Consider the following 26064-nt stretch of genomic DNA (forward strand, 5'->3'; position numbering starts at 1 on the left):
CAATTCCTCTTCGGAATTATCAAAGCCCAAATCCGCAAACACGTTGCCGCTGGTCATTTCGCCGGTGATTCTTCAGTCATGACTGTGTTCCTTTGCCATAGTTTTCGCGATCGCGCGTCTCAGCCACCTTCAATCGCTGTAACGAGATCGACTTCGCACTTGGGCGTGTCCCTGCCCTTCTTCTGGAAGCAAAGATGCAGATCACACCAGCGAAGCGACGGCATGGACGGGCGATAAGTATCCCCGTCTAAGTCGTCGACCACCGCAAGGATTCGGCCGCCAAATCCCTTGAGGGCATTGACCGCCAGATGCTGCTCGCGATTTTGGGCGTCGTTGATTGCAACACCCATCACGATGCAGACATCGACCAATCTGACTCCGCTCAGCCACTGAAAAGAAAAGATTCGGGTCAAACAGCCGTTTTCGCCAAGTGATCCTGTTTTCCTATGAACGCATTTTGGACTGCACGGGCCGTTCCAGCTCGGCGCAAAACCCTCTCAGATACCCGTCAATCGCGCTCTGCAAATGCACCCAGTAGAGCACTTTGGCGGTGCTACATCGATAATGAGCCCAGTTTTGCTTTTTTTGAGAAGATGTCCCTCTTGCTTGGCCGCAGCGAATATCCCGCTAAAAAATTGGCGGCAGCGCATCGCGTTTAGCGCTCGCCGGGCGGAGCTGGTCCGGGTTGCGAAGCCCGGCGAGCGCGGATCGTCTTGGGCGATGTGTTGATCAGGCGCGGTTCTTGGAGCGCCAGGATTCATGTCCGATTTCGATGATCTCGCAATGATGCGTGAGAGGATCGAGCAGTGCGGTCGTTGTTCCGAAGTAGCCGCGCCCGCTGTCGCGGATGAGCGCCCGGGCGATGGCAAAGGCCAGATGCGACTTCCCGTTCCGGGGCCACCAATCAACACGCCATTGGACAAATGCCATCAAGGGCATCTCACCGCCGGGCGGCGGCGAACAAGAAGGAGAGGAAGTGATGGAACGCAGGCTTGATGACGTGATCGCAGCCCTCCCTGAGGAGCGTCGGGCGCGTGTCGATGCACGTTTCGAAGAGCTAAGGACGGAGGTCGAGAGCCTCGGCGATCTGCGCCGTGCGGCTGGCAAGGCCAGGCAGAGCTTGCCGCGACCCTCAAGATCAACCAGCCCTCTGTCTCGAAGATCGAGCAAGCAGGCCGATAATGCATCTGTCGACACTTAGAGCTACGTAGAGGCGATCGGGGGACAACTCGACCTCATCGTCGCCTCGCCTCGCGCGCGCCCCTCCGTATTGAGCGGCTCAGCGACGTCGTAGCCCCCAACCCCTCCGCACATAGTGCTAAAAGAGCGCCAAGTGGAGGAACCCGCCCGAAGGCAACGCGCCGGCTGAACGCGCCGTTTCGGTCAAATTGCCGAAGGGACGACAGTCTCGTCGACGCTCGCAATAGGTATGAGCAAGCCCTCGTTAAGCCGGATACCGACTGCCCGCTGTCACGTCGCGGGGGACGCCTCTCCCTCACCCATACTGGCCCAGTTCACCGCCGCGCTGGGGGTGTGCGGCGATGTGCTCGCCGACGACGACCCGCTCGGGCACGCTTGGTCACAGCTTCCAAACCTGCTCAAGTAGATACCTCTGCGCCTGCGCGACATCTTCGGTGGCTTACAATTTATCAAATTTAAGGCGATTATCGCCGCACCGCAAAATCACAAGAAAGTCAAACGGCCATGTCTTCTCCCTTCTTATGCGGCTCCAGGACACATTGAGCACAGGCAAATGCTGCCAAGCATGCCAGCACCACGACCCCACGTCGTGGCGGCAGTTAACAGCTGCCCGCTGAAGTTTGCCAACGGGCCTTCGGTCAAACTTGGCGCAGCACTGTTACGGCGGGCACAGCACGTGGAGGTCTGTCGAGCATCAGCCATTGCGAAAGGTGTAGCCATAACCGTTGATGGCCGGCGCGCCGCCGAGATGCGCGTAGAGTATCCTCGAGCCCTCTGGAAAAAAGCCTTTTTGGATGAGGTCAATCATCCCTTGCATCGATTTGCCCTCATAGACGGGATCGGTAATCATACCCTCGAGCCGCGCACACAGACGGATCGCCGCCTTGGTTTCCTCGGATGGAATGCCGTACCGCGGGTACGCGTAGTCTTCGAGCAGCACCACGTCATCCTCGACAGGTTCCGTTCCGAGCTCGACGAGGGTCGCTGTACGTCGGGCAATGCTTAGCACCTGCGCCTTGGTTTTTGCAGGCGTGGCAGAGGCATCGATACCGATCACCTTGCGCTGTCGACCGTCCTTGGCGAATCCGACGAGCATGCCGGCATGCGTTGAACCGGTGACCGTGCAAACGACCATGTAGTCGAAGCCAAACCCTAGCTGTTCCTCCTGGGCGCGCACTTCCTCCGCGAACCCCACATAGCCGAGGCCTCCATTCGGATGAACAGACGCCCCGGCCGGTATCGCATAAGGCCTGCCGCCCCTTGCCTTGACCTCATAGAGCGCTTTTTCCCAACTGTGCCGGATGCCGATGTCAAAGCCATCGTCGACCAGACGCACCTCTGCGCCCAAGATGCGGCTCAAGAGAATGTTGCCGACCCGGTCGTAGACGGCATCCTCATGGGGGACCCAGCTCTCGTGAACCAGGAGACATTTCATGCCGATCTTGGCGGCAACGGCTGCAACCATCCGCGTGTGGTTGGACTGCACGCCGCCGACGGTGACCAGGGTATCGGCATCCGACGCGATCGCGTCGGGGATGATGTATTCGAGCTTGCGGAGCTTGTTTCCGCCGAACGCGAGACCGGAGTTGCAGTCCTCGCGTTTGGCGTAGATCTCCACCTTGCCGCCCAGATGCTTGCCGAGCCGGTCGAGCTTCTCAATGGGTGTGGGTCCAAAGGTGAGCGGGTAACGTTCGAATTCTTCCAGCATATTCTCTCCGGCGATGATCATTCAGCTGAAATAGCCACGCAAAACTCGTTCCATAAGCGCTGCTTGGATTGGTCGGCCGCGCTCTTCGACCTGCCGTCAGAGCCTTGGCGATTTCCAGCGCTTTCCTTGCGACTGAACGAAGCGATCCACATGTCGGCATGCTGCGATGAGGCGACCATCGCCTAGGAAACCTACGACGACACGCGGTCGGCATCTGTGTTTTTGCCAGCTTTGCGAGCGCAGCTAGACCGCCAAACCAACATACTTCGATAAAAACGCAGTGGCTCTTGTTTGCGCTTGGATCGGCAGAACCGCACAGTTGCCGAGCCGAATTCTGCGAGGCGATTTTTGTGGCGCTCAACGCCTCACAGAAGTTTCAGCTGCTCGATCGAAGTACTCGTCTACCTGATCGAAACGGGTGCCAATGCCCTCGAAAGGCTGGCCTCGCCGCGGCCGTAAGTCGCCGCGTCATAGTTGACGAGCGTGTCGGTCCTGGCTGTATCCAGCAGCTGATTGGTGATTTGTGTCGGTGTTGCGGACGTGAACTTGCTGCCAAGGATGGCGGCATAGCCAGCCACTACAGGTGCCGCGAAAGACGTTCCGGATAGCCCAATCTTGTCGCTATCGACCCCCACCGTGAGGAAGTGGTTCTGCACCTCCGAATCTGAACCGGCGTAATTCGAATAGGAGGCGAGCTTCGCCTTGTTTTCGGGAGTGCCATTGCGCTCGAGCGCACCCACAAAGATTGTCGATTGCGTCCCAGTCAGCTCAAGAGCTAGGAAATCAATATCCCCTTCGGCCGGGGTACCTACCGCTACGGATTTGTTTCCGGCTGCCTTTGTGAAGACCGCGGCACCCGCCCGGGCCGCATCGACAATCGACTGCTCGAGCCGGTACCCGCTCACTGGGTTTTCAAGGGCATAGCTCAGATTAATGACATTGAGCCCCTCCTCCAGCGTCAGCGGAACTGCTTCCAAATAGTCGAGCTCGACTATCTTTGCGCCAGGCGCCACCATGCCGGCTGCTTGAGCGATCCACTGCCCATGTTGCCGCCATTGGGGGCCATAGCCGAGATCCCCAAACTCATCCATTTCACCTGTGAAGTCGTCTGCGACAGTCACCGATACGCCGGAACCGGTATAGCCCGATGCCCATGCTTCACCAATATCCAGGCTCATCCAGCAGAAGGTCCCGTCGGCATTTTGTGGGCAGCCCGAGCTACTGCTTTCCGTGGTTGGCGTTCCGGTCGTTCCTTTACCGCTGACCCGCGCATCGAGATCACCAGCAAAACCGGGTGCCGTCAGCAGGCACATGAAAAGACCGGCAACGAGTCCTACCGGGAACAATTGTGTTTTGTGCATAATAGACTTCCTGTCTGGATTGTTCTGCATCAACGAAATGTACCGCCTATGCCTTTCCCTATCTCTAGAATTCACCCCTGAACCGGAGATCGAGTTTCAATCGGCTTGGATTGATGTTTGCCATATATTTCAACGTGTCCGCAGGCCGGAGTTGCGACGCGGCCAGACGGCAATTCACTGTCTGGAAGCCGCCGACGGCGCCATAGTCAGCCGTGCAAGGTCGTTCCGTCAGGTTCCCGCCCAAAATCGAACTGACGGTGAGAGAAAGCGTCGTGGACGGTGTCGGTCGCTTTTGCAGAATAAGGCCGAGTTTCAAACCTGGCTCGATTCGGACCTTTTCGGCATGTTGGCCGGTGCTCGCGCCCCACAGGAGACCGAAATCATCCGACAGCTGCGTCAACATTTCGAATCGCATGTCGATCCATTTGCTATGGTACCACTTGTCGAAAGACACTTTGGTACCGCCCGACAGCTCGTATCCGCCTTGTTCCAGATGGTTGGCTGCCACGGTTAGCTCCGAACCCTGGTAAATGCCGACAAGGCTGGTCTCCTGTCCGTTCGCAGTTATCGGGCTGGCGAAGAATGCCATCACGAACAGGACGTAACTCGCCGACCGTATGCACATCTGCACCCCCCCTCGTTGGATCCGCCAGCAAATCATGTGATCGACACGCGTACTGCAGTCCCTTGCCGCATGTTCAACCACACGGAGGGTCCAGCCGCAGACGCATGGCCGCCAGCGGCCAACGTGTTCATTCGCAACAAATCTGTGATCTCCCGTCCTTCAATTTCGCCCGAGCCATCTCTTCGCTCTCCCTGGCAAGCAGCTCCCGCCCTCTCAACGGAAACGAGCAAAATTCATGCCGATCTAGATGACGGCGCCATAGAAGGAATAGTATGTTTGTTTTCAGCGGCTTAGACAAAACGTCCAAGACGCCGGCCAACCAAGGCCGTGTCGTCGAACCGACAAAGCCGACACAATTGCCGGATATTGACGAAAACGCTGAGCGTGACCCCTCCCGCATGGCAACACTCCCTTCTCGCTCCAGCCATGCGCCGGAGAGCCTCGAAACGGCTTTCATTTTCCATTCGACGCAATCCACTTCAGTCGGACATTGCGCCGCCCAATTTGAAGTTCTGTACGCGAATCGTCTGAAAAGGCATGCCCGGCAGAGACGGAGCTCCCTGCCGGGCCGGGTTCGCCTTGGGAGGCGGCGTAAGCTAGCGACTTTCGTGTCGGTGGGACCACTCAATCCGTGCGTTTTGCGCAATAACGAGCATCTGCCGTGCCAAGCCAAAAGCATTTAAAAACACCCGAGAGTCAGCTTCCTCTACGTTGCGTACCCGACATTGTCGGCTATCGGACAATGCCGAACGAGGCCTCTCGGCATCGACCTACACCTTAACCAGAGCGCACTCACCAGGCCGTTCGATGCCATTTCGACCTGGCGAACTGGTGGTGACCGGGTTTTAGCTCCGAACTGTTCGCAGGCTGACGGACAGGGCGTATGTTTACCTTCAATGCAGAGGGCGCGGCCACGAGAGACGGCGCGGCGAATGTGGCGGGCAGATGATCGCGAGGATCGCCACAATCGGCATGGCCGCGCCGTAGGCCAATCAGCCCCTCGGCGACCTCGCGTATGTGACGCCTCAGCAAGTGAGCCGTCGAGCCCACGAAGAACGAAGGTTAGACGCGTTTTTCCGGCTTTGGCCCAGACGTAGTTCATTGAGGCACTCGAGCGCCCTCAGGCGGTGCTTCGAAAACATCGCGGGCCAGGTCGCCTCGGCACGGAGGTAAATAGGGTGCGAGATATCCGCGCGGCAGCGGGCGACAGCAGGCCCGTCGCACGACATGGCAATGCCAAGAGCTCGAGCGGCGATACGGCGATGTCGCCGAGGATGCGGACAGCAGTTCGAGGATCAACACATCCGGCAGACTGGCAAATCAGCAGCCTGATATCTGTCCACAGGGCCGCACTCCAGATCGGCGTCCACTTATTGCCTCCGCTTGCATAGGCGCGACGAGGAGCGCTCGCCGGGCGGAGCTGGTCGGGTTGCGCAGCCCGGCGAGTGCGGATTGTTTGGGCGGTGGGCGCGTCAGGCGCGGTTCTTGAAGCTCATCATACGGCTGTGGCGAAGCCGGACATGTGCCGCCTTCACACATGTTAAGTTTTCCGGCGCTTCGTTCGCCTTCGAGATGAAGCAACCCGCGTGCCGCGCGCTGCGATCGACTACCATTGCCCGGAGAACCGAAACTGCATTCCCCTGGACGGTAGAACGATGAGAATGCCGTCGCCTTCGACCTTACCAGGGAACCTGGCCTGAATAATCAAACTTCAACAAAGGGATGAATCTGAGCTCTGATCTTGTGACGGCGCTCAAGGGAGGAGCAGCGATATGCCGAGCGTTTGATTGCGCCGTGGCACATCTTGAGTTTCATTCCAATGCTCATCGTCGCTCGACCGAACTTCCTGGGACCTATCGACAAGCTCAGCTTCTTGCCCGGCTTTGCCAGCGCAGCTGGATCGCCAAATCAGAAAGAGCACACTTGCGAAATAGCCCAGCTGAAGAAGTAGCGAACAGCCCAGCGTCGTGACGACTGCTAGACGGAACGAATGCGAGGCGAAGTAAACCGTCACAGCGTTGCCGCACAGGACCAGCCCGAGGAGCCGACAAAAGATGATGAAGCGCATGCCGTCCTCCTGATTTTGTCTCGTCAAATCATGCAGCTCATGCTGCGACCTGGTCGGCCGCAAGATGGGTCTGGCAGTTCTTTGGGCAGACGCGGCCGCAGGCTCCGCAGCCAATGCAGCGGCCGGCATGGTCGACAACCATGATCATGCGATTGAGCTCACCATCGAAATCGTCGTCATCGGCGTCGCAGGCGCCAAGGATCTCACCCGCGTCATCGACGCCGTAAAGATGCATGACCTCGCGCGAGCAGACTTTGAAGCAGCGGCCGCAGCCGATACAGATCTTGCCATCGATAGCGATCAGATATTCCGGCACCCATATGGAGCCGTCGCGGCTGATGAATGTGCTCCTCATCGCAAAGTCTTCATTTTGGCAAGCTCTCTCCTGGCACCATCCAACTCGGCATAAACGGCATGCGTTTTCTCGGCGACTTCCTCTATCTCAATCCATTTGACCGGGAGACCCTCGGCAAGGTCGCGCAAGTTCGTCTTGGCAATTGCCGCGCGCAGTTGAAGCTTTCGGACTTTCTTCGCCATCTCATCCAGGTTTGACATGATCCTTCCTCGAAAATGGGTTTCTTCACGCCCGCGCCACTTCGGGATAGGCAATAGCTGCAGTCACATCGCCGACCAGTTTCGCGGCCGGTCTCCGCGAGTTTCCGGAGAGTCTCGAAGCCGAACCGGTAGACGTCTCGACAGACGTTTGATTTCTGTTGTTGACAATGTCATCACGCCTTAGCGCTCCTCGATCGCCAGCTCCGCTACGGTCTAAAACGGATCCGGATTGGCATTGAGTGGATATTCCGGCGCAGTTCCTCGGGGACAATGAAATCGGCCAGCAGCCCGGTGTCCGATTTCCGTGGAAATCCTGAGCACGGATCAGCCGCAGGAGGCATTTGACGAACGGGCGGGCACGGGCCTCGCCATCCTTGTTGACGGCAGGGCCAAGCGCTGCGTGAGACATTTCGTTTCCTCAATTTCAGGTCTCGTCCTCAACGGAGGATTTCTGCTTTCGGTTACGCTGACTTCGTGCTCGCTTACGCAGCCGACGTCCGGCCTCGCCAGGCCGATTCCACGTAAATGCTGCCCCTGTGGCCGACCTTGAACAGGTCCTGGACTGTGACGTCTTCAACGACGGGCCAAATTCGCGTCGAATATCGCCGCCGCGGCTATTCGGTTGGAAGTCTAAGGTCCGAGCCCTGACCTGCAGCAAACGGTCCACGCTGTGCTCCATGGACATAGTTACTGCGGGCGCGCCGCAGAAAATGGGCGGATTGACCAGGGTTCCATTCCACTTGTCATCCCGACACCTTGCCGGGCTGAAAGTTCGTGAGAGGTTCGCCACGCAGCCAGTCGTCCACTTTGATCAGAGGAGCCGGGGACTCTCTACGCAACATGTTGTTCTCCATTCCCACACCTTTCCTGACGTTTATACGCGAGCTGGTTCTTCTCTCAGAACGGAACACACCGGTTAGGAGACCATCAAAGTCTTGCGTGTTCTCATGCGATCAGCCCTCATTCAGTATTGCCGATCTCAACCAGCAAACGTCATGCCAGCGCTTTGTCCGCAGTAAATGCATGATTCTCCCTCGAACCTCACAAGCCCAAGACGGCCGGTTGTTTTGAACCCGACATGTTTTCTGCCGCTGTCAGCTTTTGGACACGCATTATGCGTCAGACGCTTGAGGGCGAGAACCGCTCGTCGGCCATCGTTCGCCGCCGGCGATACGCGGGCGCGCTAGGCTGACCCAGCGCCCAAACCGCATGACCTTCTTGACCGGCTGGCAATAGGTCGGAAATTCCGCGATTCCGAAAAGTCAGCGCAGTGCAGCCCACTCGGCATTTGCCGCACGAATGGCAAGCGCCCGAAAGCTGTCAATCGAGCGATCCTCCAAGGCGAGGGCCTGCGTCTCGACGATATGATTGGTTACGGCCGGCCAGTGTTCGTGTCTATGGTCTGCGAGTGGCCTTCGGCAGCCAGTGGTAGCGAGTAAAGCTTCGGCATCATCGGCTTTGATTGCCGCCCAAAACTGGTCGAAATTCCGATAGGCTATTATGCCCCTTCCTCATCGAGAACAGGAATGTCTGCTCTGGCGTAGAAGCCTAGCACGGGTCCGAGCTCAAAGGTCGTTCCTGGCGCAAGGCGCCGGACGGACGTGGGCCATGTTTCGGTCGAGACGCCATCGATACCTCGCGCCAGCGTGCTGGCGAATCGGGGCATCAGCGGTGCGAGTGTCTGCGCCAGGATCGCAGCGGCCGTCGTCTGAAGGGCGAGCGAAGTGCGGGTGCGGGCGGGATAGAGACGTCGCGCCGCTTCATAGTTTTGCGCCTGTCGGTAGACCACACAATCGCTCACGAAACAGCAGGCTTGCGCGGCCGCGCGCCGGACCGAAAAGCCATCGTCCGAATAGGCGCGTTCCATCGCTGCGCGATGGATCTCTATCCGAGCAAAGAAAGCACGATCGGCGGGAGCCCAGTCGCCTGCGTCGGGCACACAGCCGCCAAAGTCCTGTTTGATTTCCCGGTGCAGCGCATCAAGCCAATTCAGCCAGATCCCTTGGAACACCTCGTTCTCGGTGCGGCGTAGCGCGTCCAGCGTGAAGTTCGTCCGCTCACCTTCCGGGCGTGTCAGGCCCAAATGAAGACGTACGACATCGACTGTCTTTTGGCCCAGAACCTCTTTGCCCCAGACCGCATGGCTGCGGCTTGTCGAGAACTTCTGACCGTCGAGCAGGTAGAACTCGTTCACATGATACCGGATGCGCGGCGTCCAGTGGGAGAAGACCTCAGCATAAAGCGCCGGATAAAGCAGGGCGTGGTAGAAGGAATTATCGAAGCCGAAGAAATGGACAATTTGCCAGTCCTTGCTGGGCAGGGCCGCATTCCAGTCACGACCGAGCGATGTAGCTAGCGTCTGGATGTTGTAAAGAAAGCCAAACGCCATCTCTGGCCAGACCCAGGTCACCTGCCCCGGGAATCCCTCGGCCGGTAGCCCCCAGTCCGACGGGTGGATGATGGGCACGGAAAAGTCGCCACGTTGGCGTAGACGCGCGAAGAGGTCCATGATCCGAACGGGGGCGCCCGACGCCCTTAAATGCCGGTCGATATTGTCGTAGCACCGTTCCAGCGCAAGTTCGGGACGGCGCACGGAGCCGACCACCGGCGCCTCGGCCGAGTGCCGCGACCGGACTGCATCTAGGTCGTGGCATAGGTTCGGTGCGCCGCATTCCTCGCAGATGTTGCCACCAGCGGAGCTGCCGCAATCGGGGCAGAGGCCGCTTACATCCGGCTCGTAAAGGTAGTCGCCTGTCACAGCATCGAAGAGCGCAGGGCTCTGGCGCAGATCTACCGCCGTGCTACTCAGAAGACTACGGAAACACGCGGCTTGAAACTCTGCATAAGCGCTATCGCCCAAGGTGGGGAGGAAGCTGTGGACCTCACAGTCGAGAAGCGCAAGCGTGGCTCGAATCTCGTCGGCGTAGTGGCGCGCCACCTTTCCGGGCGTCGATTGATCGGCATCGGCACGCGTGGCGACGTAGCTCTGGTAATCGTCGCTTCCAGTCAGGTGATAGGCTTCGACCCCTTTCATGCGCAGGAAACGCGTGTAGACATCGGCGCCAAGATAAGGGCCAGAAAGATGCCCCAGATGCAGATCGCCATTAGGCGTCGGCGGCGTGGAGAAGACGAAGATCGGCCCGCGGGGAATCGCGACCTGTGCAGCAGCTTCGAGGGCCGCCTTGCCGTCGCACCAGTAGACATCGACGAAGTTTAGGTTTTCGAGCCCATCGTTGTGCAGCACATGCGCTTCAAAAGGATGGAACAGAACGACATCGCCGGCTGCGACCGAGATTTCCCCAAGGTCGGTCCTGACCTTGCCCGCTCCAGACAGGACCACGAAGGCCTCGATTTCGTCGTGCCGATGGGGCTCGGATGTGACGCCTGGTGCCACCTTGCCAAATGAAAACCCGGTGCCCGCGCTTCCCGTCCCAAGCGCAGCCATGTCGATACCGAACACCCGCGACAGCTGCGTTCGAGAAAACGTGGATTTCCGCATGACGAATCTCAGCTTGTTGAAGCAGTGGTATCTTCGGCTGCCAACGCAACAGCCCCTGCTGCAAGTTGCGAAGAGAGCGGCAGCCCGACACGTTGGCCGCCTCCGTTAGAATGATCCGGCTCTGGGTGCCCAAGCGGGTGACGACGGGCGCCAGTGGGGCTTTAGACGTTACAGAAGACCCCCCGGCGACACCTGCACAATCGACATACCGAAGCGTTGTAACGGACTGCTGGCGATGCTCCAGTAGCCGGCAATCAAAACCATGCTCTCCGCGCATTTTTTGGCGGCCGATCAGTTTCGTGTGCATTCCCGCCTGGTTCCGTGAGCTCAATCGCGATAGAAAATGCCGTTTGGGGGTTTGAGGTTGTCGAGATCGGCCACTTTGCCCTCCGGCGGATTAAGGGCGCGCTTAAGCACGTTATATTCAGCGCGGGTCGGTCCACCGGTTGAAGCACGCTGGAACACCAAGTAGAGCGTCCGCCGCGAACGATTGCTTTTATTCGGCTTCGAGTAATGCGGTGCATAATCGTCGAAGATGAAGATGTCGCCAGCCTTCCATACTACGGGTTCCCAGGAGAATGTTTTGGCGACCTCAGGATCAATCACCCCGCCGGCATCCATGGGAAATACCCCCTTCTTGTGGTTGCCGGGGCTGAAGAAAAGGCCACCATTGTCCGGGTCGGAATCGTCAATGCCTATGGCAACGATCGCATGGACCATCCGGTCGGGCAGCCTGTGTGGAATGTGATAAATGTCCTGATGCGGGCGATAACCGCCGCTATCGGGATAGTGGAAGATCAGCAACTCCTTGAGTCTGCGCGAATCTTCGCCAAGCAAATCCTCGACCGCAGAGTTTATGCGCTGATCTTCTAGGAGGAGCAGACGCAATGGGTCATGGAAGTCCAGAAAATTCTCGACCTTGGAGATGATCTTCCGATTGTCCGTCGTTTTCTCGAACCACATGAGCCATTTATCGTCGCTGACATCCCAGCGTGATATGTCTTCAACAGATCTGGAAATACCTTCCAGAGTCGCGGGATCGAAGAACCTCTCGAGCCTGACGTATCCGTCTTTCTTCCACTTTTCTCTTTGTGCATCGGTCAACATGCGAAAAGCCTCCTGTTGGAAAGAGTGGTTGGTCAAACATTCCGGTTAGAGGCAGTCGGGCGCCGTCAGGGTGTGGGCCCACGGAGACGATACTCCACGGCATGCAGACGGCGACGCAAAGTGCCTTCCGCTCCGGGTGGATTGCAAGGCTTTGTTGTCCCTCCTCAATGGAGAGATCGCCCAGGCCCGTAAAGATCTATCGATCCGGTACGTCTGCATGGTAGTCACGGCCGAGCATGCTGTTGATGGTACGACTGCCCGATAAGACGACCTTTCGTGCAGCCTGACGCAACGCAAGTCGTGCGCCGCGAAAATTTTTGCGACAAGTTCCCGTTCCGGTCGGGCGATCAGGGAGGCACGTCGCTGGCATCGGGTCCATCGATGCTCCAAAAACGAGTATTGTCCGCACAAGTTCGGCGCTAGACTGACCCATCCGAGGCCAAGCCGGGTCCTCGGGTTCCCTAAGCTGGTCCCGATCACTTACCTCACCCGGTCCAGCCACCACACGCATCGCTACGGGCGGGAGGCCTCCGCTAACGGCCGACGCAGCCATGGCCGCTAGGGCCACTGGGCACTTTCGAGTGAGCGACCTTGTACGGTTTCGACGACCGTGGGGCAAATTCTCGCCCGCAGAATTAAGCGATGCGCCCATAGGTCCAAGGGCATGTTCAGTCACGATGAGTTCGGAGCGGGCTCCGGACTGCGCCGCAGCGGAGGCGGACATCATTCCTTGGATGCCACCGCCGATGATCAGTAGTCGCTGGGTCATATCCCGCTGCCCATTTCTTCGGCTACCGGGTCGGGCCAGCTCTCGACGGTGGTACGGCTGATAAAGCCAGGATGCTCAGGGTTCGCGCACGGCGCGCGCTGTAGAAGGCTGTCAAGAATGCGGCGAGCTCGCCAGGCCAGCAGGCTTAGGTTCGGATCGGCCAGCCCGCGCTGCCCGGGATTGGCGTTCTGTACGAAGATGCGTCTGTCACGCGGTCCGTCCCAGCACACCGAAAAATCCGCGTTGATGACCAACTCATTGTCGGTCTGTTGCAGCCGATCCGCCATCGGTTCCAAAAAGCTTGGCACGGCGTTCTCGTAACCGGTGGCCAGGATGACGATGTCGGCCGTGACTTCTTCGACGTCGCCCAAGCCGCGCTGCAGCGTCAAGTTGTGACCCGCGCCGGCGTTGATGCAGCGCGAAACGTTGCAACCCGGCCGCAGTGCGATGTCACATAGGTCTGGCTCAAGAAATTCGTGGCGATACAGCGCCTGGTAGACGGCGCGCAAAGTGCGATCCGAAATACCATCCGAGGCGAGCACGAAACGCCGCAGGAACAGCTTGCGCTGCGGCTCGCTCATTGCCGCGAAACGATCCGAAAAACAGGGCATGAACAACTCGTTTGTGAACGGGCTGTTGTCGAGGGGCAGGTAGTTTTCGCGCTGCGAGACCCAGGTGATCGAGGCAGGCCGCCGTTCTCTTGGCCCACCGACCAAATGCAACAGTACCTCGGCTCCCGACTGGCCTCCACCAACGACGCAAACATGTTTTTGCCGCACCTCAGGATGGATGTGCAGCAAATCGGATGAATGGAACAGGTTGCGTCCGATCCAGCCCTGAAATTGAGGTGGAATCCATGCTTGCTTGCCGATGCCGACCACCAGGTCTCTGGCACTAAGCACCGCGTCGTCCGTCCGCACCCGAAACTCGCCATCATAGCGTATTTCGCGGACGGTCTCGCCGCCGCGCACAAGTGGGTTCCTGCGGAACGCCCAGTTCAGGTATTGCTCGAACTCAGCCCTGAGCACAGCATCGAACTGTGCATTCAGGAAGTGGTACAGACGCCCGTTCTCGTGCAGGTAGTTTATGAAAGTGTAGGCGGATCGCGGATTCACCAGCGTTACCAGATCCTTGACGTGGCTGACCTGGAGTTCTGAAGAGTCGAATGCGCTGCCTGGATGCCAGCGGAAGTCAACTTGCCGATCCAAGAACAATGCCCCGTGCCCGATTTGCTCGTGTATCTGACACGCAAGGCTCAAATTGGACGGGCCAGCACCGATCCCAATGCAAGAGAGATCCAGTTGTCCTGCTCCTGCTGACGCCTCCCAATCAGGCGCTATATGCGGCGAATGTCGGCCATGGCCGCTGGGCTTGCCCTTCCCGCACGCATCGTCGACACCGCAGGACTTGCAACAGTTTGTCCGCGCGTTCGTAGTATCGGGTGTGACGCCCGCGGATGCCGGCTCCGTGATGAGATCGGCACTCATGCCGGCGATATGTTGCGCGTGGCTGGCATCGAGAATCCCGCCTCGATGACCCCCGCGTGGTCAGTGACATGCTTTCGCAGCCTATCCCTCATTGCAATTGGGCTCAGTTGCCCGCCTCGACCGTGATGAGCCGACCTTCGGCCTGCTTGGCGACCAGCGAGGGCGCGGTCATGAGTGCGGCGACAGCATTTTCCCGTGGGTTTGATCATAGAAGACATCCGCTGCTGCGTTCGGGAGGGTCTCCTGCATCGAACGTGCCAGAGCAAAACATGAGCAAAGCAACGGAAGCAGGTTTGCGATCCTGTCGAGTATCCGACATTGAGGCCGAAACCTTGCACCGGCTGCGCAAAGCCACGTGCAGTCTCCCTCGGGACCGGGAATACACCGCCAATGCCGATACGCTCGGCACGCTGCTGCTGCCGAGCGATCCGCATTCTTCGTCTCGAGAAAGAAACGCGGTTCTACCAGGCGTCAACTTCCGAACTCTTTGGTTCGGTCCAGGGCATCCCGCAGCAGGAGAGCACTCCGTTTTATCCACGCTCGATCTATGCGGTGGCGAAGGTCTACGCCTACTGGATCACCATGAACTACCGCGAGGTATACGGGCTCTATGGCATCCTGTTCAATCACGAAGGGCCGACGCGCAGCGAAACTTTCATCACGCGCAAGGTGACGCGTGCGGTGGCTCGATCATGGCCGGCAAACAGGACTGTCTCTATCTCGGAAACCTGGAAGCAAAGCGCGACTGGGGCTCGGCGCGCGCCTATGTCGAGGGCATGTGGCGCATCTCGCAGCATCAACCTGACGATTTCGTGCTTGCAACCGGCGAGACACACACGGTCCGCACCTTTGTCGGGGCTTGCCTTCAGGCGAGTCGAAAAGGAGATCGTCTGGGAGGGCGAAGGCGTTGACGAGGTGGGCCCTGAACGCATGAGTAATCAAGCGCTGATCCGGATCGACAAACGCTGTTTCGGGCCAATCGAGGTTGACCTGCTGATCGGCGATGCCTCCAAGGCAGCCGACAAAACTCGATTGGAAGCCGAAGACCACTTTCGATGAGTTCGTCTCGGAAATGGTCGAGGCTGACTGCCGCGCCTACGGGATCGTGTTAGCGTGACGTGAAAACACGATGACTTCGCGGGCATGTGCATCTTGCCGTTTCAGGGACGTCGGCATTTCAGGCCCGCCGCGGTCAGCCGGCGTCAGTCAGTTCCTATCGTTTGGATCGGCAAATTCACACATCCTGCAAAGCAGGAAACCAGCCGCTCCATTCATGCGATCGACGATTTCGCAAAAAACTGGGCTTTTAAAGAGATCGCCATATTCGTCGCATAGAAGGTTGCCCAATACGTGACGCCGCTCAAAATCCATGGAGCAGAGAGTAACCTCGCCGTTTGGAAGGAGTACATTCCGATACTGCCGTTCGTCCACGCATATCAGCGCTCCGACGACTGGCTGCCGTGGTTCTACAATCTTAGGGTCTACGCTTCCACCCCTGCTGCTCACCGGTCGCGCGCGAACTAGGGCTTGGGCAGGGATAATGTCGGCGATATCGGGATGGGGCTCACCCAAAACCACGAATCGGATCGAAGGGATGTCGGCGTCGACGAGTTGACCAACCAAATCGCGATACTTGGCTCCGACAAGGCGGCTATTCATGTGGGCGCCATCATCAAAAACATGAACCACGAATACCCCCAACCGCAGCGCCTGCAAGCGTTGTAGATCCTGCCCCTTCATTCCCACAAGCGTCGTGAAAATCCTGATGCCGTGGCCTTTGGCGGAAGCGTGCTCGACCATTTCGGTGCAATCCGGATTGAGCCATGGCTCAGAATACCCGGCAAAACTAATGTCGACGGAGGCTGGTACGCGCGCCAGACAGCGCTTGAAATCTCCAAGACTAAGATGCTTCGTATCAGATACCTTTCTTTGCCGGTCAGCGAACTTGTCCTGCGGACAATATGAACATCCCACGATGCATCCTGTGGTCGTCGTTATCTCCAAAACTCTGCCGGCTGGGATAGCAGAGCGCAGTTCCGGTAAAATCATTCGTTGTGACTCCCACTCGTCTTGGTCATGCATAACGTCCAGTATGGTGTCTTTGGCTTCATGACACCGACGGTCAAGACAGTCCGAATGAGCCCAGCCATCTCCGCCTTGGCAGCAGTCAACAGCCGGTTTCCTCAATCGGCCGAGCGGACTATCAACGAACTTTGGGCGCATCGGCGCGGCAGGGCGGCGCAACCGCAAAGTCGCGCGTCAGCCGTTGCCAAGGGTGTAGCCGTGACCGTTGAGCGAACGCGCCGCCGAGATGGCGCAGCAGACCATCAATCGTCTCGCGTTCTTATGCGGTCAGCCCCGACTCAATATTGCCGCATCTCTAGCAAAGGCCGTGCCAGCGCGCTTAGCCGCGCAACTGCACGAGTAGGCTTCGAGAAACCTCACGCCCAAGGCGGCCGGTTGTTTTGGACCAGACATGTTTTTTGTCGCTGTCAGCTTTTGGACATGCATTTCAGACGCTTGAGGACAGACTTGGCTGTCTCCCCTGCGGTAATGTTGGCGTCGGCTCATCATCTAGCATCATTCCGGCGCCAGCTGTGTGCGCGGAAGATCTACACGACCTGACCGCCGCGTGCAGCGATTGCCTGCCGGCTCATAGCTGATCTTTTCTCCTGAAGCCGGCGATGAGGCCGGGCCGTCGAGTGCGTGCTGCCGGATGCTGCGTAAGCTGTTTCGCTAGACGGCGGATACCGCGTCACCTCCATATTTTCGCGACAGAGGTTTGGTGGCGTCGCGGGCCTTGCTGCTACATCACCGCAGTGCTCGGGAATTCGTATCTGATCCGCGTGAGGCGAAGACCTTCTCTCTCGACTGGCTCGCCGAGGCCGTCTGTCCTGCTAGCCTCGAACGATTTCTCATTTGGCATGGCGCATGCGCGTCGATCCGCAAACCCCGTCGAGGAGAAATCGGACCTGGCCGCCACTCCACCTCCTCCTACCACGAGGGCAGACGGGAAGCAGCGCCTTCAAATGAGGAACAAAATCACCTTACCTCGAATCTTGCCTCCCTCGATCACAACCGGAGCCATGGAACCGTGTGCGCGACCATCGCCAATGATCGCGCCCCAAGGCAATTGCCCAGCGCAAAATGGCTACGCGCGATTACGCCATGCATCCCTTACGAGGCTGCGACAGCACCTCGGAGAGCCTCGCCGCCATCATGCAGACCGATCTAAGCCCACTTGATCCAGCACAAAGGAATTTCAAACATGCACCAAGATACCGTCCGGGCGAGCGCATTCGCCATGCCCCTGACCAGCCCGGCCTTCCCGGCCGGCCCATATCGCTTCGGCAACCGGGAGTATCTGATCATCACATATCGCACCGATCCGCAGAAACTGCGCGACCTTGTGCCGGAGCCGCTTCAGGTGTGCGAGCCTCTGGTCAAATTCGAGTTCATTCGCATGCCGGACTCGACCGGCTTTGGCGACTACACTGAAAGCGGGCAGGTCATCCCGGTCTCCTTCCGAGGCCGCAAGGGCAGCTACACCCACTGCATGTTTCTCGACGACCATCCGCCGATAGCGGGCGGACGCGAGTTGTGGGGCTTTCCAAAGAAGCTCGCTAGCCCAACGCTCCGAACCGAGACGGATACCCTTGTTGGCACGCTGGACTACGGGCCGGTCCGCGTCGCGACGAGTACCATGGGCTACAAGCACCGAGCCGCCGACCTCGCGAGCGTGAGGGCCTCGCTCGCTGAACCGAACTTCCTCCTCAAAATCATCCCGCATGTCGACGGCACGCCGCGCATCTGTGAGCTCGTGGAATATCATCTACAGGACGTCCATCTGAGGGGCGCCTGGACCGGGCCGGCAGCCCTGAACCTCTGGTCGCATGCGCTTGCCCCCGTCGCCGAACTGCCGGTGCTGGAAGTAGTCTCGGCCGTCCACTTCGTCGCAGATCTCACGCTCGCGCTCGGGAAGGTCGTCCACGACTATCTCGCGAAAGCCTAGCCTCGCCATCGGAAAGGAAGAAACCATGAACTTTTACAGTGATATCTCATTGAACCAACGCGATGGGGAGCCGGTGGCCGGCTTCTCGACAAGGTGGCGCTGATCACCGAAGCCGCGAGCGGGGTCGGCAAGGATAGCGCGGTTCGCCCGCGAGGGAGCAAGAGTGGTCCGCGGATCTTGATCACAGCGAAGTCCAACAACGGCGTCCGGGATCGATCGGTTGACAGAAAATGGTTGCCAGCGAGAGGGGCAGGTGGAAAGCAGCTGATGCAGGCGATCGAAACCTTCGGGCGCCTCGATGTCCTGGTCAGCAACGCCGGCGTCCAGAACGTAGCGCCGCTTGTCGAGTTCTGCTACCAGGCACTTCCCGCCCGTGATAGGCTCCATGTCACGGTGTCGGCGAACTCAATGCCACCAAAATCAGTGTAAGGCTCGGTCTGCTGTTCGGCGTCTGCCTCAGAGGCAGACGCTCGCCCTGTCGCCGATATCGCGTCGAGACTCGGCCTGCAGGGGAGGTGGACTACGGCCTACCTTGGACTTTGCTGCTGGCTTTTACCGTCGTCAGACGAAGCGAGCCGAATGTTGCGCCGCGGTGCTGATGAACGAAATTCTCGGCGACTCGACCTTTACCTCGCCTTTACGAGGAGGTTGCACGAAAAGCGCGGCCTTGCCCACTCGTACCACAAGAGTGACACGGGGCCGACATGGCGGCCGAAACGCTCACCTCATGCGCAACCTGGTTAAGAAGCTGGCGCAAACGGGGCCGAGCGTGGCGGAACTCGAGGGGACGAGGATGAAACGCCCAAATCCTCAAAGAGACGGCCCGCGTCGAAAAAACCCGTGCCTAGCCGAGATTGGGCAAGGGCCAGGAGCCAAGGCTACCCAGCCGTAGCGAAGCCCGTGATCACGCTTAGGCACCCAATAACGATAATGGAAAAATCTGCGCGAAACGGTCGCACCGGTATTGACATTAATTGACACACCCCGCGAACACTTGCATAAGCCACATAGCGGTAGTGACTAGGTGCATGCCGCAGCCAATTTTTTCCCTACGGGCGAGGTCTGATCTATGGCGGCACTGGCGAAATTCAGACCAGTTGATTCCGGCCAACACGACAAGGACGAACTCCGCGAGATTGTCCGTGAGCGCTCTTTTCGATTCGGACGCTACACGCTCTCGTCGGGCATAGAGAGCGACATCTATTTCAATATGAAGCCTACCATGATGGTGGCGCGAGGCGCGCAACTTGCCGCTCTTGAATTCCTAAAAATAGCTGAGCAAGTGAAAGCAGAGTACGTCGGCGGTCTTGAAATGGGAGCGGTCCCCGTAATCGGATCGATGGCGGCTGTCAGCTCGATGATGAACAAACCCATAAACACGATCTTCGTTCGCAAAGTTCCAAAGGCCCATGGCACAAGGGACGTGATTGAAGGACTTGGGCCTAAAGAAGATCTCGAGGGAAAAGTGGTCCTGATCGTTGACGACGTTGCCACAAGCGGCAAGTCGATATTGAAGGCGATTGAAGAGGTTCGCCGCGTCGGCGGCATTGTGGGTGACGCTGCTTGCCTCGTGGACCGTGACGAGGGAGCTACACCGCTGCTAGCCCAACATGGCGTCACGCTGCACTCCGTACTGCATGCGAGCGAATTTGTGGAACGCCACTGACAATCTCATACAACGTCTTTCCGGCGACCTAGCCTTAGAGGACATTCCGCCGCTTTGCAGTGAGTGCAGGCGCCTCGCGAGTAAGAGCGATTGCCCCTGCCCATCCTCCCTGCTTTTGGTGCAACATATGCTCGCTGCCGTTCACCAGCGGCTTGACGCCATTGACTACCTCTCAGAGCAAGGCGCCATAAGACTGAAGGCTTTTACCGATTATCTGGCGGCGGTCGTTCGAATAGCTTCAGAGAGCGGCGACGCGGTACCCTGGATTGATCTAGCAACCCGGTTTAGCGCTCTTTTCGGTCCCGACGAGGTTGCCCATTGATCTCGCGCTTATTGCTTTTTCGTGGAACGAGCAGCTCGTCGGCAAATGCGTCATCGATCGCCAGCGGCGTGCCGGCGCATATGCGAGCGAAAAGCGCCGAGCTGCCGGTGATGAATCTCGAACGTGACGACGCCGATTGGCGCGATGCGCGTTGGCTCGGGGCCCTCGTACCCAAGCATGGGTGCGTTCCCATTCCGCGGCATCATGCTCGCGATCCCGTCTGTGCCGTGCTCAAGCAAGCGAGCTCGAGCGAACCGCCCCGGGTTGCGGATTTCGACAATCGTTGGTGGAGTTGGCTGGCGAATTGGCGCGTTCGGCCTTCGGTTGGAAGACCGGCTTGAGGCGGGCCAACGAACGGAATTGGCGAAGCCACGCTGGAGTATGCCTTCACTGGGGTCGCGTCCCTGCACGTGCTGTAACGTAGCTTTAGCGAAGCCGCTCGCGAGCGCGCCCTCATAGCGCCGAGCGGGCGAGCGGCTTCGGGACAGGGCGCAGAGGCTGGGTAGACTTGGCCGGGCTCACCTCACCCGGTCCAGCCACGACATGCATCGCCAAAGGCAAGGAACCCGCTGACCGCGCCCGCAAGGGGGGAGATTGGCCGTCATCGCTGCTTTCGCCAATCTCCAAGGCCAGAATTATGGAGCCGCCAGGGAAGCTGCCGGTCTCCCCCCTTGCGGGGGAGATGGCCGGCAGGCCAGAGAGGGGGCTGTCCCGCCAGCGTTAGATCACATTCAATTCCCGTTAGATCACATTCAATTCCCTGAACGCCCGCCCTTCAGCGACACGGCTGTACCCAAACGCCGAGCATTCCACCGTGTCCGTAGCCGCCGTGCACGATCAGCTCGGCCAGCGCCTTGCCGACCGCCGGCGCCTGCTGCAGGCCGTGGCCGGAAAAACCATTGGCGAAGAGGAAATTCTTAACCTGCGGATGCGGGCCGATCACCGCGTTCTGGTCGAGCGTGTTGTAGTCGTAATGGCCGGCCTAGGCGCGCGTCGGCTTGATGGCTTCGAAGGCGGGAATGCGGGTCGCCAGTACCGGCCAGATCACCTCTTCGAACAACGGCCAGTCCGGCTCGAAATCGGTGGGGTCGGCCGGGCCGTCGCCTTCTTCCGGTTCGGCGCCGCCAGTGAGATAGACCGAGCCTTCCGGCCGGACATAGATGCCGGACGGATCGACCAGCAGCGGCATATCAGAATATTTGTCGCGCGCCTCGAAGACGAAGACGTTGCGCTTGCGCGGCTCGACCGGCAACACCAGCCCCGCCATGGCAGCCACCGTGCCGGCATTCGGCCCGGCTGAGTTGACGACGATGCCGACTTCCAGCCTGTCGCCATTGTCGAGGCTGACACTGGTCACGCTCTGGCCGTTCCACCTCCGCCTTGCGCATGACTGGAGAGATTTCCGGCGGGCGTCGCCTCCCGATCAATGCTTTTCATGTTCGTTACTCTTCGTAAAATCGATTATTTCGATGGAGCCCATCTACGAATGAATGCAGGCGTCACAGTAGAGCTTTGAACAGCATCGGTGCGGGTCCGGAACCGTCATCGAGCCAAAAACAGCGGCAATGGCGGCTTTTCGACTATCCATTTCGTCACGCCGCCGAAGAGCCGCTCACGCAGCCGACGGCTGCCATAGGCGCCCATGACTATCATGTCGGCAGACGTGTCGGTTGCGTGCTGCGCAAGCACCGTGGCCGCCGATTTGCCGGCACTTGGCAGGAGGTCAACCGACACCCGAGCACCGTGCCGAGTGAGATAGGCAGCGATGTCGGCTCCAGGCTCCGCCCCTTTCCCGTTGTAGTTGGCCTTCGGATCGACCAGGGCGACACGAACTTCCTCAGCAGCGCATAGGAGACCCAGCGCTTCGCGAACCGCACGGGACGCCTCTGCTCGCGAATCCCAACCGACCAGGACACGCCGTGGCCACAGCGTCGCCTCAGCACCGTTCGGCACAACAAGCACCGGTTTTCCCGTATCGAACAAGCAGCCGTTGACCACAGGAGGTCCGAGATTCTCGTCGTTGAGGAGCCCTGGTCCGATGATCGTGATGTCGGCGCAGAGCGCGCGCTGTCGTGCCACTTCACCGAGGCTGGCCGGATCGTAATAGTCGGTGTCAACGTCATAGGCGAGCGACATAGATTCCAGCAATTTCTGGATATCTCTGGAGCGTTTTCCCAGTCTGACCGCGTCCTGTGTAAATCGATCGATTTGCCGAAACCGATCGTTCAATCTGGCAATTGCCTGTCCACGTCCTACAGGCCACTCGGGGACACCATCTCCGATCCGCCGATGCGACATAAGGAGCATCGGAGCGGGTATAATCAGTACGGAAAGGTGCGCGCCGATTTCCGCACACAAGCCGGCAGCAGTTCTGACGTCCTGATCGGAATGGTCAGCGCCGGTCAAACAGAGTACCGTTTTAAAGCCCATTTTCCTGTTTCTTCCTGAGTGTTCGATGAGGGCGTTTCAGGCCGCAAGACCGACTCACAGCGCGAGGAAAAGGGAGTGGCACCAGACCCGGCACTCGATTCAGCCGTCCAGCTTCTCGAGCGAGTAGCCGGCCGACCTGACGGTACGGATGACGATACCGGTCGAGGCCGTCTCCAGTGCCTTTCTGAGCCGACTGATATGGACATCGACTGTGCGTAGACCGACATGGATATTGGCCGGCCAGGCCCCGCCGATCAGCTCGTCCCGGCTGAAGACCTTGCCGGGAGCCTCCAGCAAATGCCGCAGCACGTTGAACTCGATCGGTCCGAGATGGATGTCATGGCCATTGCCGCAAACCCGGTGGGCATCGAGCTTCATCGCAAGGCTGCCATAGGAAAGCCAGCTGTCGTTTTCGATCCCGTTTGAACCCGGCTTCGGCAGCGCCAGCCTCGTCCGCAGATAATCGAGCAGCTTGGCCGGTGCCATTGGCCGCACAAAGCTCTCGTCAATGCCGGCCTTCAACAGATCAAGGTGCTGGTTCTCGGCGCCGGGCGCGATCAGGGCAATGATGGGCAGGCCGCCGGTCCGGGGTTCCCGCTTGAGCCGGGCGCAGATTGCGGACCCGGTAAGGCTCGTTGGACCGCAGTCCAGCACCACGGCCTGGAATTCCCGTTCGTCGGCCTTTGCAAGTGCTTCCTTGGCGCCGCCTGCCGGCTCACTGACGAAGCCGTCCACCTCCAGTATGTGGCTGAGGAACAGATAGAACTCCGCATCTTGCGAACAGATCAGGACGAGTGGCTTCATCAGCGCTACCCCGAGAACCAAATTGGCCTCGACCGCGTCGGCCGCGTGGGCTGGCCATCGCGGCTCCTCAAGGCCTGACATGATCCTCTTGCTCGAAAATTGGTTTCATGCCCGTGCCACCTCGGGATAGGCGTCGATGGCTGCGATGGCATCGTCGACCAGTTTCGTACCGGCGGCGGCGAGTTTGCAGAACGTCTCGAAGCCGAACCGATGGACGTCGCGCACGGTCTTGGACAGAACGACCAGCCGCCCGGCGGTGAAAAGCACGCGCCCGAACCCCTCATGGCTCATTTCGATCATCGGCGATGCCATCAGGCCGGAGCGCTCCTCGATCGCAAGGGCGACGGCAGTGTAAAACTTGTCGAGCCTCCACAGCACGTCCGGATCGGGATCGCCGATGATTGGGATCGTACGACGCCGTTCCTTGCTGACGATGAAGTCGGCCAGCAACTCGGCATCCGCTGTGCCGTCCCATGACCCGTGGGTATCCTGAGCACGGATCAGCCGCACGAGGCATTTGACGAATGGGCTGGCAAGGGCGGCCTCGTCATCGTTGACAGCAGGGCTGATCGCGACTTCAAACATTTTGCACTTCCTCGTTTTAGTCCTCGTCCTCGAAGGAGGGTTTCTTTTCGGCGACACCAGCTTCGGCCAGCACCTTGCGCAGCCAGGGCGGAGGACACGTTCTCAGCATCATCTGCGTGCGCAACAGCACCTCTTGGATGGTTTGTGGCTGCGGCACCTTGATTGGATGGATTTTTGCCGAAATAACCTTGGCTGCCGAAGGCCCGCCGATGGCCAGACAAAACAGCAGATGGCAGCCCTTCAGCGCCTCCACCTTCGGCGTGACGCGGTCATCGCCCTCGGTCCGACGCTTCCCGCTCTCATCGGAAACGTCATCGAAGGCCACGGCTTCCACGAGATGCCACTCCTCGCGCGTCACGTCGTAGACAGCAAAGCGCTTGGCCGACCCGAAATGGGCATTGAGATTCGTCATGTCTTGCGTGGCGATGGCTACGCGCAATGCGCCTGCCCGTCGGTCCGTCATCGGTGCGTGAACCTCGTCAGTGACGAGTGAGAGGCGACGAACGGAGCTCATCTGGCATTTCTCGTTTCCGGAATGGATCAAGCGCCTCAGGCGTCGGCGCGTGCTGGTTGGCCTGAAAGATATTGGCAACATCGAAGATCAGGTCGCGGGTCCCCCGATAGAGGATTGTGAGCTTGTGCTGGCTGCCAAGCCGGTCGAAGATCGGGAAGCCGACGCGCATGAGCGGAATGCCAAGGCGTCGCGACGCCTGGCGACCGTGGGAATGTGTTACGAGAAGATCCGCGCCCGCTGCAAGAGCTTCCAAATCGCCGAGATCGCCGATCTGAACCCACTCCGCCGGTACTTTCTGCAGAATCTTCGACAGATCGGTCGTCGTGACCGCCGCCGCGATGTCACAGCCCATGCCGGTGAAGAAGGTTGCGAGTTGATAGAGTTGGTCTGGTTCAGCAGCGATCGCAATTTTCTTGCCTCCGAAATGGAAATGTCCGTCGAGCAATGCATCCTCCAATTGCGCCCGGTGACGGCGAACCCGGTCCGGCACCGCCGCGCCCGAAACCGCCGATAGCAGCGAGACGAACCGGTCGACGGCCATTAATCCGGTCAGCGACTGGAACACCGCGTAAGGCACGCCGGTCAACCCGTGCAGCGTTTTCGCCGGGTGGCGCATGTGCTCGCCGATGACGATGCATTGCACGGCCGTGCCAAGCTCGCGGATTTCCTCGACGCTGGTGCCGCCATAGGTAGTGGTTACCCAGCGGTCGGGAACCGTGCCGTCGAGTGAGCCGGAGACGTCCGGCAGGATAACCGGGTTGAGCCCAAAACTTTCAACCATGTCACGCAAATGCTCGACGTCAGCGACAGTGAGGTTGCATCCGGGCAGGATCGCGATCTTCTTCGGCTGCCGGGTCCGTGCGCCCGGCCGTGTAATCCCTTCGATCATCGCCGCGACAGCCTTGGCCCAGCCTTCTTCGATAGCGCCGCCGAAATCAGGCGTGTTGGCCAGCACAACCTCCGTACCCGTGAGCTCTTCCGCATGCTTCAGCTTGACGTTGGCGATATCACTCGCGCAGTCTTCGCCACGGGTCTCCACCAGCGCGGTCGTGCACACTCCTATCAGCTTTGGCTTCGTGCGGGTTTTGAGGTTGAGGATCGCCTCTTCCAGATGGTCCGCTCCGCCGAGTATGGTTGCCACCTCGTCCAGAGCCGTTGTCTGCAAGGGGATTGCTTCCTTGAAATGGCGCACGAAGAGCACCAGCGCGAAGCTGGTGCAGCCTTGGCTGCCGTGGAACAGGGGCATCGCGCCGTCGACTCCAAGAAAGGCGAAGGCGGCACCCAGCGGCTGTGACGACTTCAGGGGGTTGACCGCCGCTGATTTGGTATTGCGAAGGATGCGAACCATCGGA

At 59.2% G+C, this 26064-nt stretch carries 19 protein-coding genes and 3 pseudogenes; 4 read left to right on the forward strand and 18 right to left on the reverse strand.

Annotated features, from left to right (window positions below):
* Positions 1-119: 119 nt before the first annotated feature.
* The 11 genes and pseudogenes from MesoLj_RS34675 to MesoLj_RS34725 all read right to left on the reverse strand — a co-directional run bounded on the left by MesoLj_RS34675 (position 120) and on the right by MesoLj_RS34725 (position 14193).
* Entirely contained in the window at positions 120-371 is a 252-nt protein-coding gene (locus MesoLj_RS34675; RefSeq protein ID WP_244730592.1) for a type II toxin-antitoxin system RelE/ParE family toxin, read from the reverse strand.
* Positions 372-729: 358 nt separating this feature from the next.
* Positions 730-816, reverse strand: a pseudogene (locus MesoLj_RS34680) (ATP-binding protein); the annotation flags it as partial.
* A 1078-nt stretch (positions 817-1894) separates the two neighbouring features.
* The gene (locus tag MesoLj_RS34685; RefSeq protein ID WP_202324314.1) at positions 1895-2908 is read right to left on the reverse strand and encodes a 1-aminocyclopropane-1-carboxylate deaminase; all 1014 of its coding nucleotides are present in this window, start codon (positions 2906-2908) and stop codon (positions 1895-1897) included.
* A gap of 401 nt (positions 2909-3309) precedes the next feature.
* Positions 3310-4269 carry a S8/S53 family peptidase gene (locus MesoLj_RS34690; RefSeq protein ID WP_202324317.1) on the reverse strand — a complete coding sequence of 320 codons (960 nt, stop codon included), beginning with the start codon at positions 4267-4269 and terminating at the stop codon, positions 3310-3312.
* Positions 4270-4333: 64 nt separating this feature from the next.
* Positions 4334-4930: a hypothetical protein gene (locus MesoLj_RS34695; protein WP_202327595.1), complete on the reverse strand. Its 597-nt coding sequence runs from the start codon at positions 4928-4930 to the stop codon at positions 4334-4336.
* Between the two features lie 1717 nt (positions 4931-6647).
* Positions 6648-6962, reverse strand: coding sequence for an exopolysaccharide production repressor protein (locus tag MesoLj_RS34700; protein WP_096453668.1), 315 nt, complete (start codon positions 6960-6962; stop codon positions 6648-6650).
* A 37-nt stretch (positions 6963-6999) separates the two neighbouring features.
* Positions 7000-7317 carry a ferredoxin III, nif-specific gene (gene fdxB / locus MesoLj_RS34705; protein WP_096453666.1) on the reverse strand — a complete coding sequence of 106 codons (318 nt, stop codon included), beginning with the start codon at positions 7315-7317 and terminating at the stop codon, positions 7000-7002.
* Entirely contained in the window at positions 7314-7517 is a 204-nt protein-coding gene (locus MesoLj_RS34710; protein ID WP_027033222.1) for a CCE_0567 family metalloprotein, read from the reverse strand. The genes fdxB and MesoLj_RS34710 overlap by 4 nt, the downstream gene beginning before the upstream one ends.
* A 1498-nt stretch (positions 7518-9015) precedes the next feature.
* Positions 9016-11016, reverse strand: coding sequence for a class I tRNA ligase family protein (locus MesoLj_RS34715; RefSeq protein WP_202324320.1), 2001 nt, complete (start codon positions 11014-11016; stop codon positions 9016-9018).
* 327 nt (positions 11017-11343) lie between these two features.
* Positions 11344-12123, reverse strand: coding sequence for a phytanoyl-CoA dioxygenase family protein (locus MesoLj_RS34720; RefSeq protein WP_202324322.1), 780 nt, complete (start codon positions 12121-12123; stop codon positions 11344-11346).
* A 765-nt stretch (positions 12124-12888) separates the two neighbouring features.
* On the reverse strand, positions 12889-14193 hold the full coding sequence (locus MesoLj_RS34725; RefSeq protein ID WP_202327596.1) for a SidA/IucD/PvdA family monooxygenase: 1305 nt from the start codon (positions 14191-14193) through the stop codon (positions 12889-12891).
* Between the two features lie 529 nt (positions 14194-14722).
* On the opposite strand from MesoLj_RS34725, the pseudogene MesoLj_RS34730 reads away from it, so the two are divergent.
* Positions 14723-15496: pseudogene (locus tag MesoLj_RS34730) on the forward strand (GDP-mannose 4,6-dehydratase); the annotation flags it as partial.
* An 89-nt stretch (positions 15497-15585) separates the two neighbouring features.
* Here the strand turns inward: MesoLj_RS34730 and MesoLj_RS34735 are convergent.
* Positions 15586-16428 (reverse strand): radical SAM/SPASM domain-containing protein, encoded by an 843-nt coding sequence (locus tag MesoLj_RS34735; RefSeq protein WP_244420599.1) that lies wholly within the window; start codon positions 16426-16428, stop codon positions 15586-15588.
* A gap of 1219 nt (positions 16429-17647) precedes the next feature.
* On the opposite strand from MesoLj_RS34735, the gene MesoLj_RS34740 reads away from it, so the two are divergent.
* The 3 genes from MesoLj_RS34740 (at position 17648) to pyrE (ending at position 20057) form a co-directional block, all read left to right on the forward strand.
* Entirely contained in the window at positions 17648-18391 is a 744-nt protein-coding gene (locus MesoLj_RS34740) for an acetoacetate decarboxylase (protein WP_202324328.1), read from the forward strand.
* Positions 18392-18658: 267 nt separating this feature from the next.
* On the forward strand, positions 18659-18820 hold the full coding sequence (locus MesoLj_RS34745) for a hypothetical protein (RefSeq protein WP_202324330.1): 162 nt from the start codon (positions 18659-18661) through the stop codon (positions 18818-18820).
* Positions 18821-19460: 640 nt separating this feature from the next.
* Positions 19461-20057, forward strand: a complete 597-nt coding sequence (gene pyrE / locus MesoLj_RS34750; RefSeq protein ID WP_202324333.1) for an orotate phosphoribosyltransferase — start codon at positions 19461-19463, stop codon at positions 20055-20057.
* 1063 nt (positions 20058-21120) lie between these two features.
* On the opposite strand, the pseudogene MesoLj_RS34755 reads toward pyrE, so the two are convergent.
* The 6 genes and pseudogenes from MesoLj_RS34755 to nifN all read right to left on the reverse strand — a co-directional run.
* Positions 21121-21745, reverse strand: a pseudogene (locus MesoLj_RS34755) (NAD(P)/FAD-dependent oxidoreductase); the annotation flags it as partial.
* A 176-nt stretch (positions 21746-21921) separates the two neighbouring features.
* The gene (locus tag MesoLj_RS34760; protein ID WP_202324335.1) at positions 21922-22809 is read right to left on the reverse strand and encodes a universal stress protein; all 888 of its coding nucleotides are present in this window, start codon (positions 22807-22809) and stop codon (positions 21922-21924) included.
* Positions 22810-22908: 99 nt separating this feature from the next.
* Entirely contained in the window at positions 22909-23694 is a 786-nt protein-coding gene (locus MesoLj_RS34765) for a response regulator transcription factor (protein WP_202324337.1), read from the reverse strand.
* A gap of 24 nt (positions 23695-23718) precedes the next feature.
* Positions 23719-24198: a NifX-associated nitrogen fixation protein gene (locus MesoLj_RS34770; RefSeq protein ID WP_010913614.1), complete on the reverse strand. Its 480-nt coding sequence runs from the start codon at positions 24196-24198 to the stop codon at positions 23719-23721.
* A 16-nt stretch (positions 24199-24214) separates the two neighbouring features.
* Positions 24215-24712, reverse strand: coding sequence for a nitrogen fixation protein NifX (gene nifX, locus MesoLj_RS34775; RefSeq protein ID WP_010913613.1), 498 nt, complete (start codon positions 24710-24712; stop codon positions 24215-24217).
* Entirely contained in the window at positions 24678-26060 is a 1383-nt protein-coding gene (gene nifN / locus MesoLj_RS34780) for a nitrogenase iron-molybdenum cofactor biosynthesis protein NifN (protein ID WP_202324342.1), read from the reverse strand. Before nifN ends, nifX begins: the two co-directional genes overlap by 35 nt.
* Positions 26061-26064 lie beyond the last annotated feature (4 nt).

Source organism: Mesorhizobium sp. 113-3-9 (genome assembly GCF_016756515.1).
GTDB lineage: Bacteria > Pseudomonadota > Alphaproteobacteria > Rhizobiales > Rhizobiaceae > Mesorhizobium.

Bases quoted from the DNA above. Each gene is read 5' to 3' on its own strand.
- MesoLj_RS34710 (WP_027033222.1), bottom strand. From the start codon at position 7,517: ATGTCAAACCTGGATGAGATGGCGAAGAAAGTCCGAAAGCTTCAACTG.
- fdxB (WP_096453666.1), bottom strand. From the start codon at position 7,317: ATGAGGAGCACATTCATCAGCCGCGACGGCTCCATATGGGTGCCGGAA.
- pyrE (WP_202324333.1), top strand. From the start codon at position 19,461: ATGGCGGCACTGGCGAAATTCAGACCAGTTGATTCCGGCCAACACGAC.
- MesoLj_RS34695 (WP_202327595.1), bottom strand. From the start codon at position 4,930: ATGATTTGCTGGCGGATCCAACGAGGGGGGGTGCAGATGTGCATACGG.
- MesoLj_RS34770 (WP_010913614.1), bottom strand. From the start codon at position 24,198: ATGTTTGAAGTCGCGATCAGCCCTGCTGTCAACGATGACGAGGCCGCC.
- MesoLj_RS34720 (WP_202324322.1), bottom strand. From the start codon at position 12,123: ATGTTGACCGATGCACAAAGAGAAAAGTGGAAGAAAGACGGATACGTC.
- MesoLj_RS34685 (WP_202324314.1), bottom strand. From the start codon at position 2,908: ATGCTGGAAGAATTCGAACGTTACCCGCTCACCTTTGGACCCACACCC.
- nifN (WP_202324342.1), bottom strand. From the start codon at position 26,060: ATGGTTCGCATCCTTCGCAATACCAAATCAGCGGCGGTCAACCCCCTG.
- MesoLj_RS34715 (WP_202324320.1), bottom strand. From the start codon at position 11,016: ATGCGGAAATCCACGTTTTCTCGAACGCAGCTGTCGCGGGTGTTCGGT.
- MesoLj_RS34740 (WP_202324328.1), top strand. From the start codon at position 17,648: ATGCACCAAGATACCGTCCGGGCGAGCGCATTCGCCATGCCCCTGACC.
- MesoLj_RS34735 (WP_244420599.1), bottom strand. From the start codon at position 16,428: ATGATTTTACCGGAACTGCGCTCTGCTATCCCAGCCGGCAGAGTTTTG.
- nifX (WP_010913613.1), bottom strand. From the start codon at position 24,712: ATGAGCTCCGTTCGTCGCCTCTCACTCGTCACTGACGAGGTTCACGCA.
- MesoLj_RS34745 (WP_202324330.1), top strand. From the start codon at position 18,659: ATGCAGGCGATCGAAACCTTCGGGCGCCTCGATGTCCTGGTCAGCAAC.
- MesoLj_RS34765 (WP_202324337.1), bottom strand. From the start codon at position 23,694: ATGTCAGGCCTTGAGGAGCCGCGATGGCCAGCCCACGCGGCCGACGCG.
- MesoLj_RS34690 (WP_202324317.1), bottom strand. From the start codon at position 4,269: ATGCACAAAACACAATTGTTCCCGGTAGGACTCGTTGCCGGTCTTTTC.
- MesoLj_RS34700 (WP_096453668.1), bottom strand. From the start codon at position 6,962: ATGCGCTTCATCATCTTTTGTCGGCTCCTCGGGCTGGTCCTGTGCGGC.
- MesoLj_RS34760 (WP_202324335.1), bottom strand. From the start codon at position 22,809: ATGGGCTTTAAAACGGTACTCTGTTTGACCGGCGCTGACCATTCCGAT.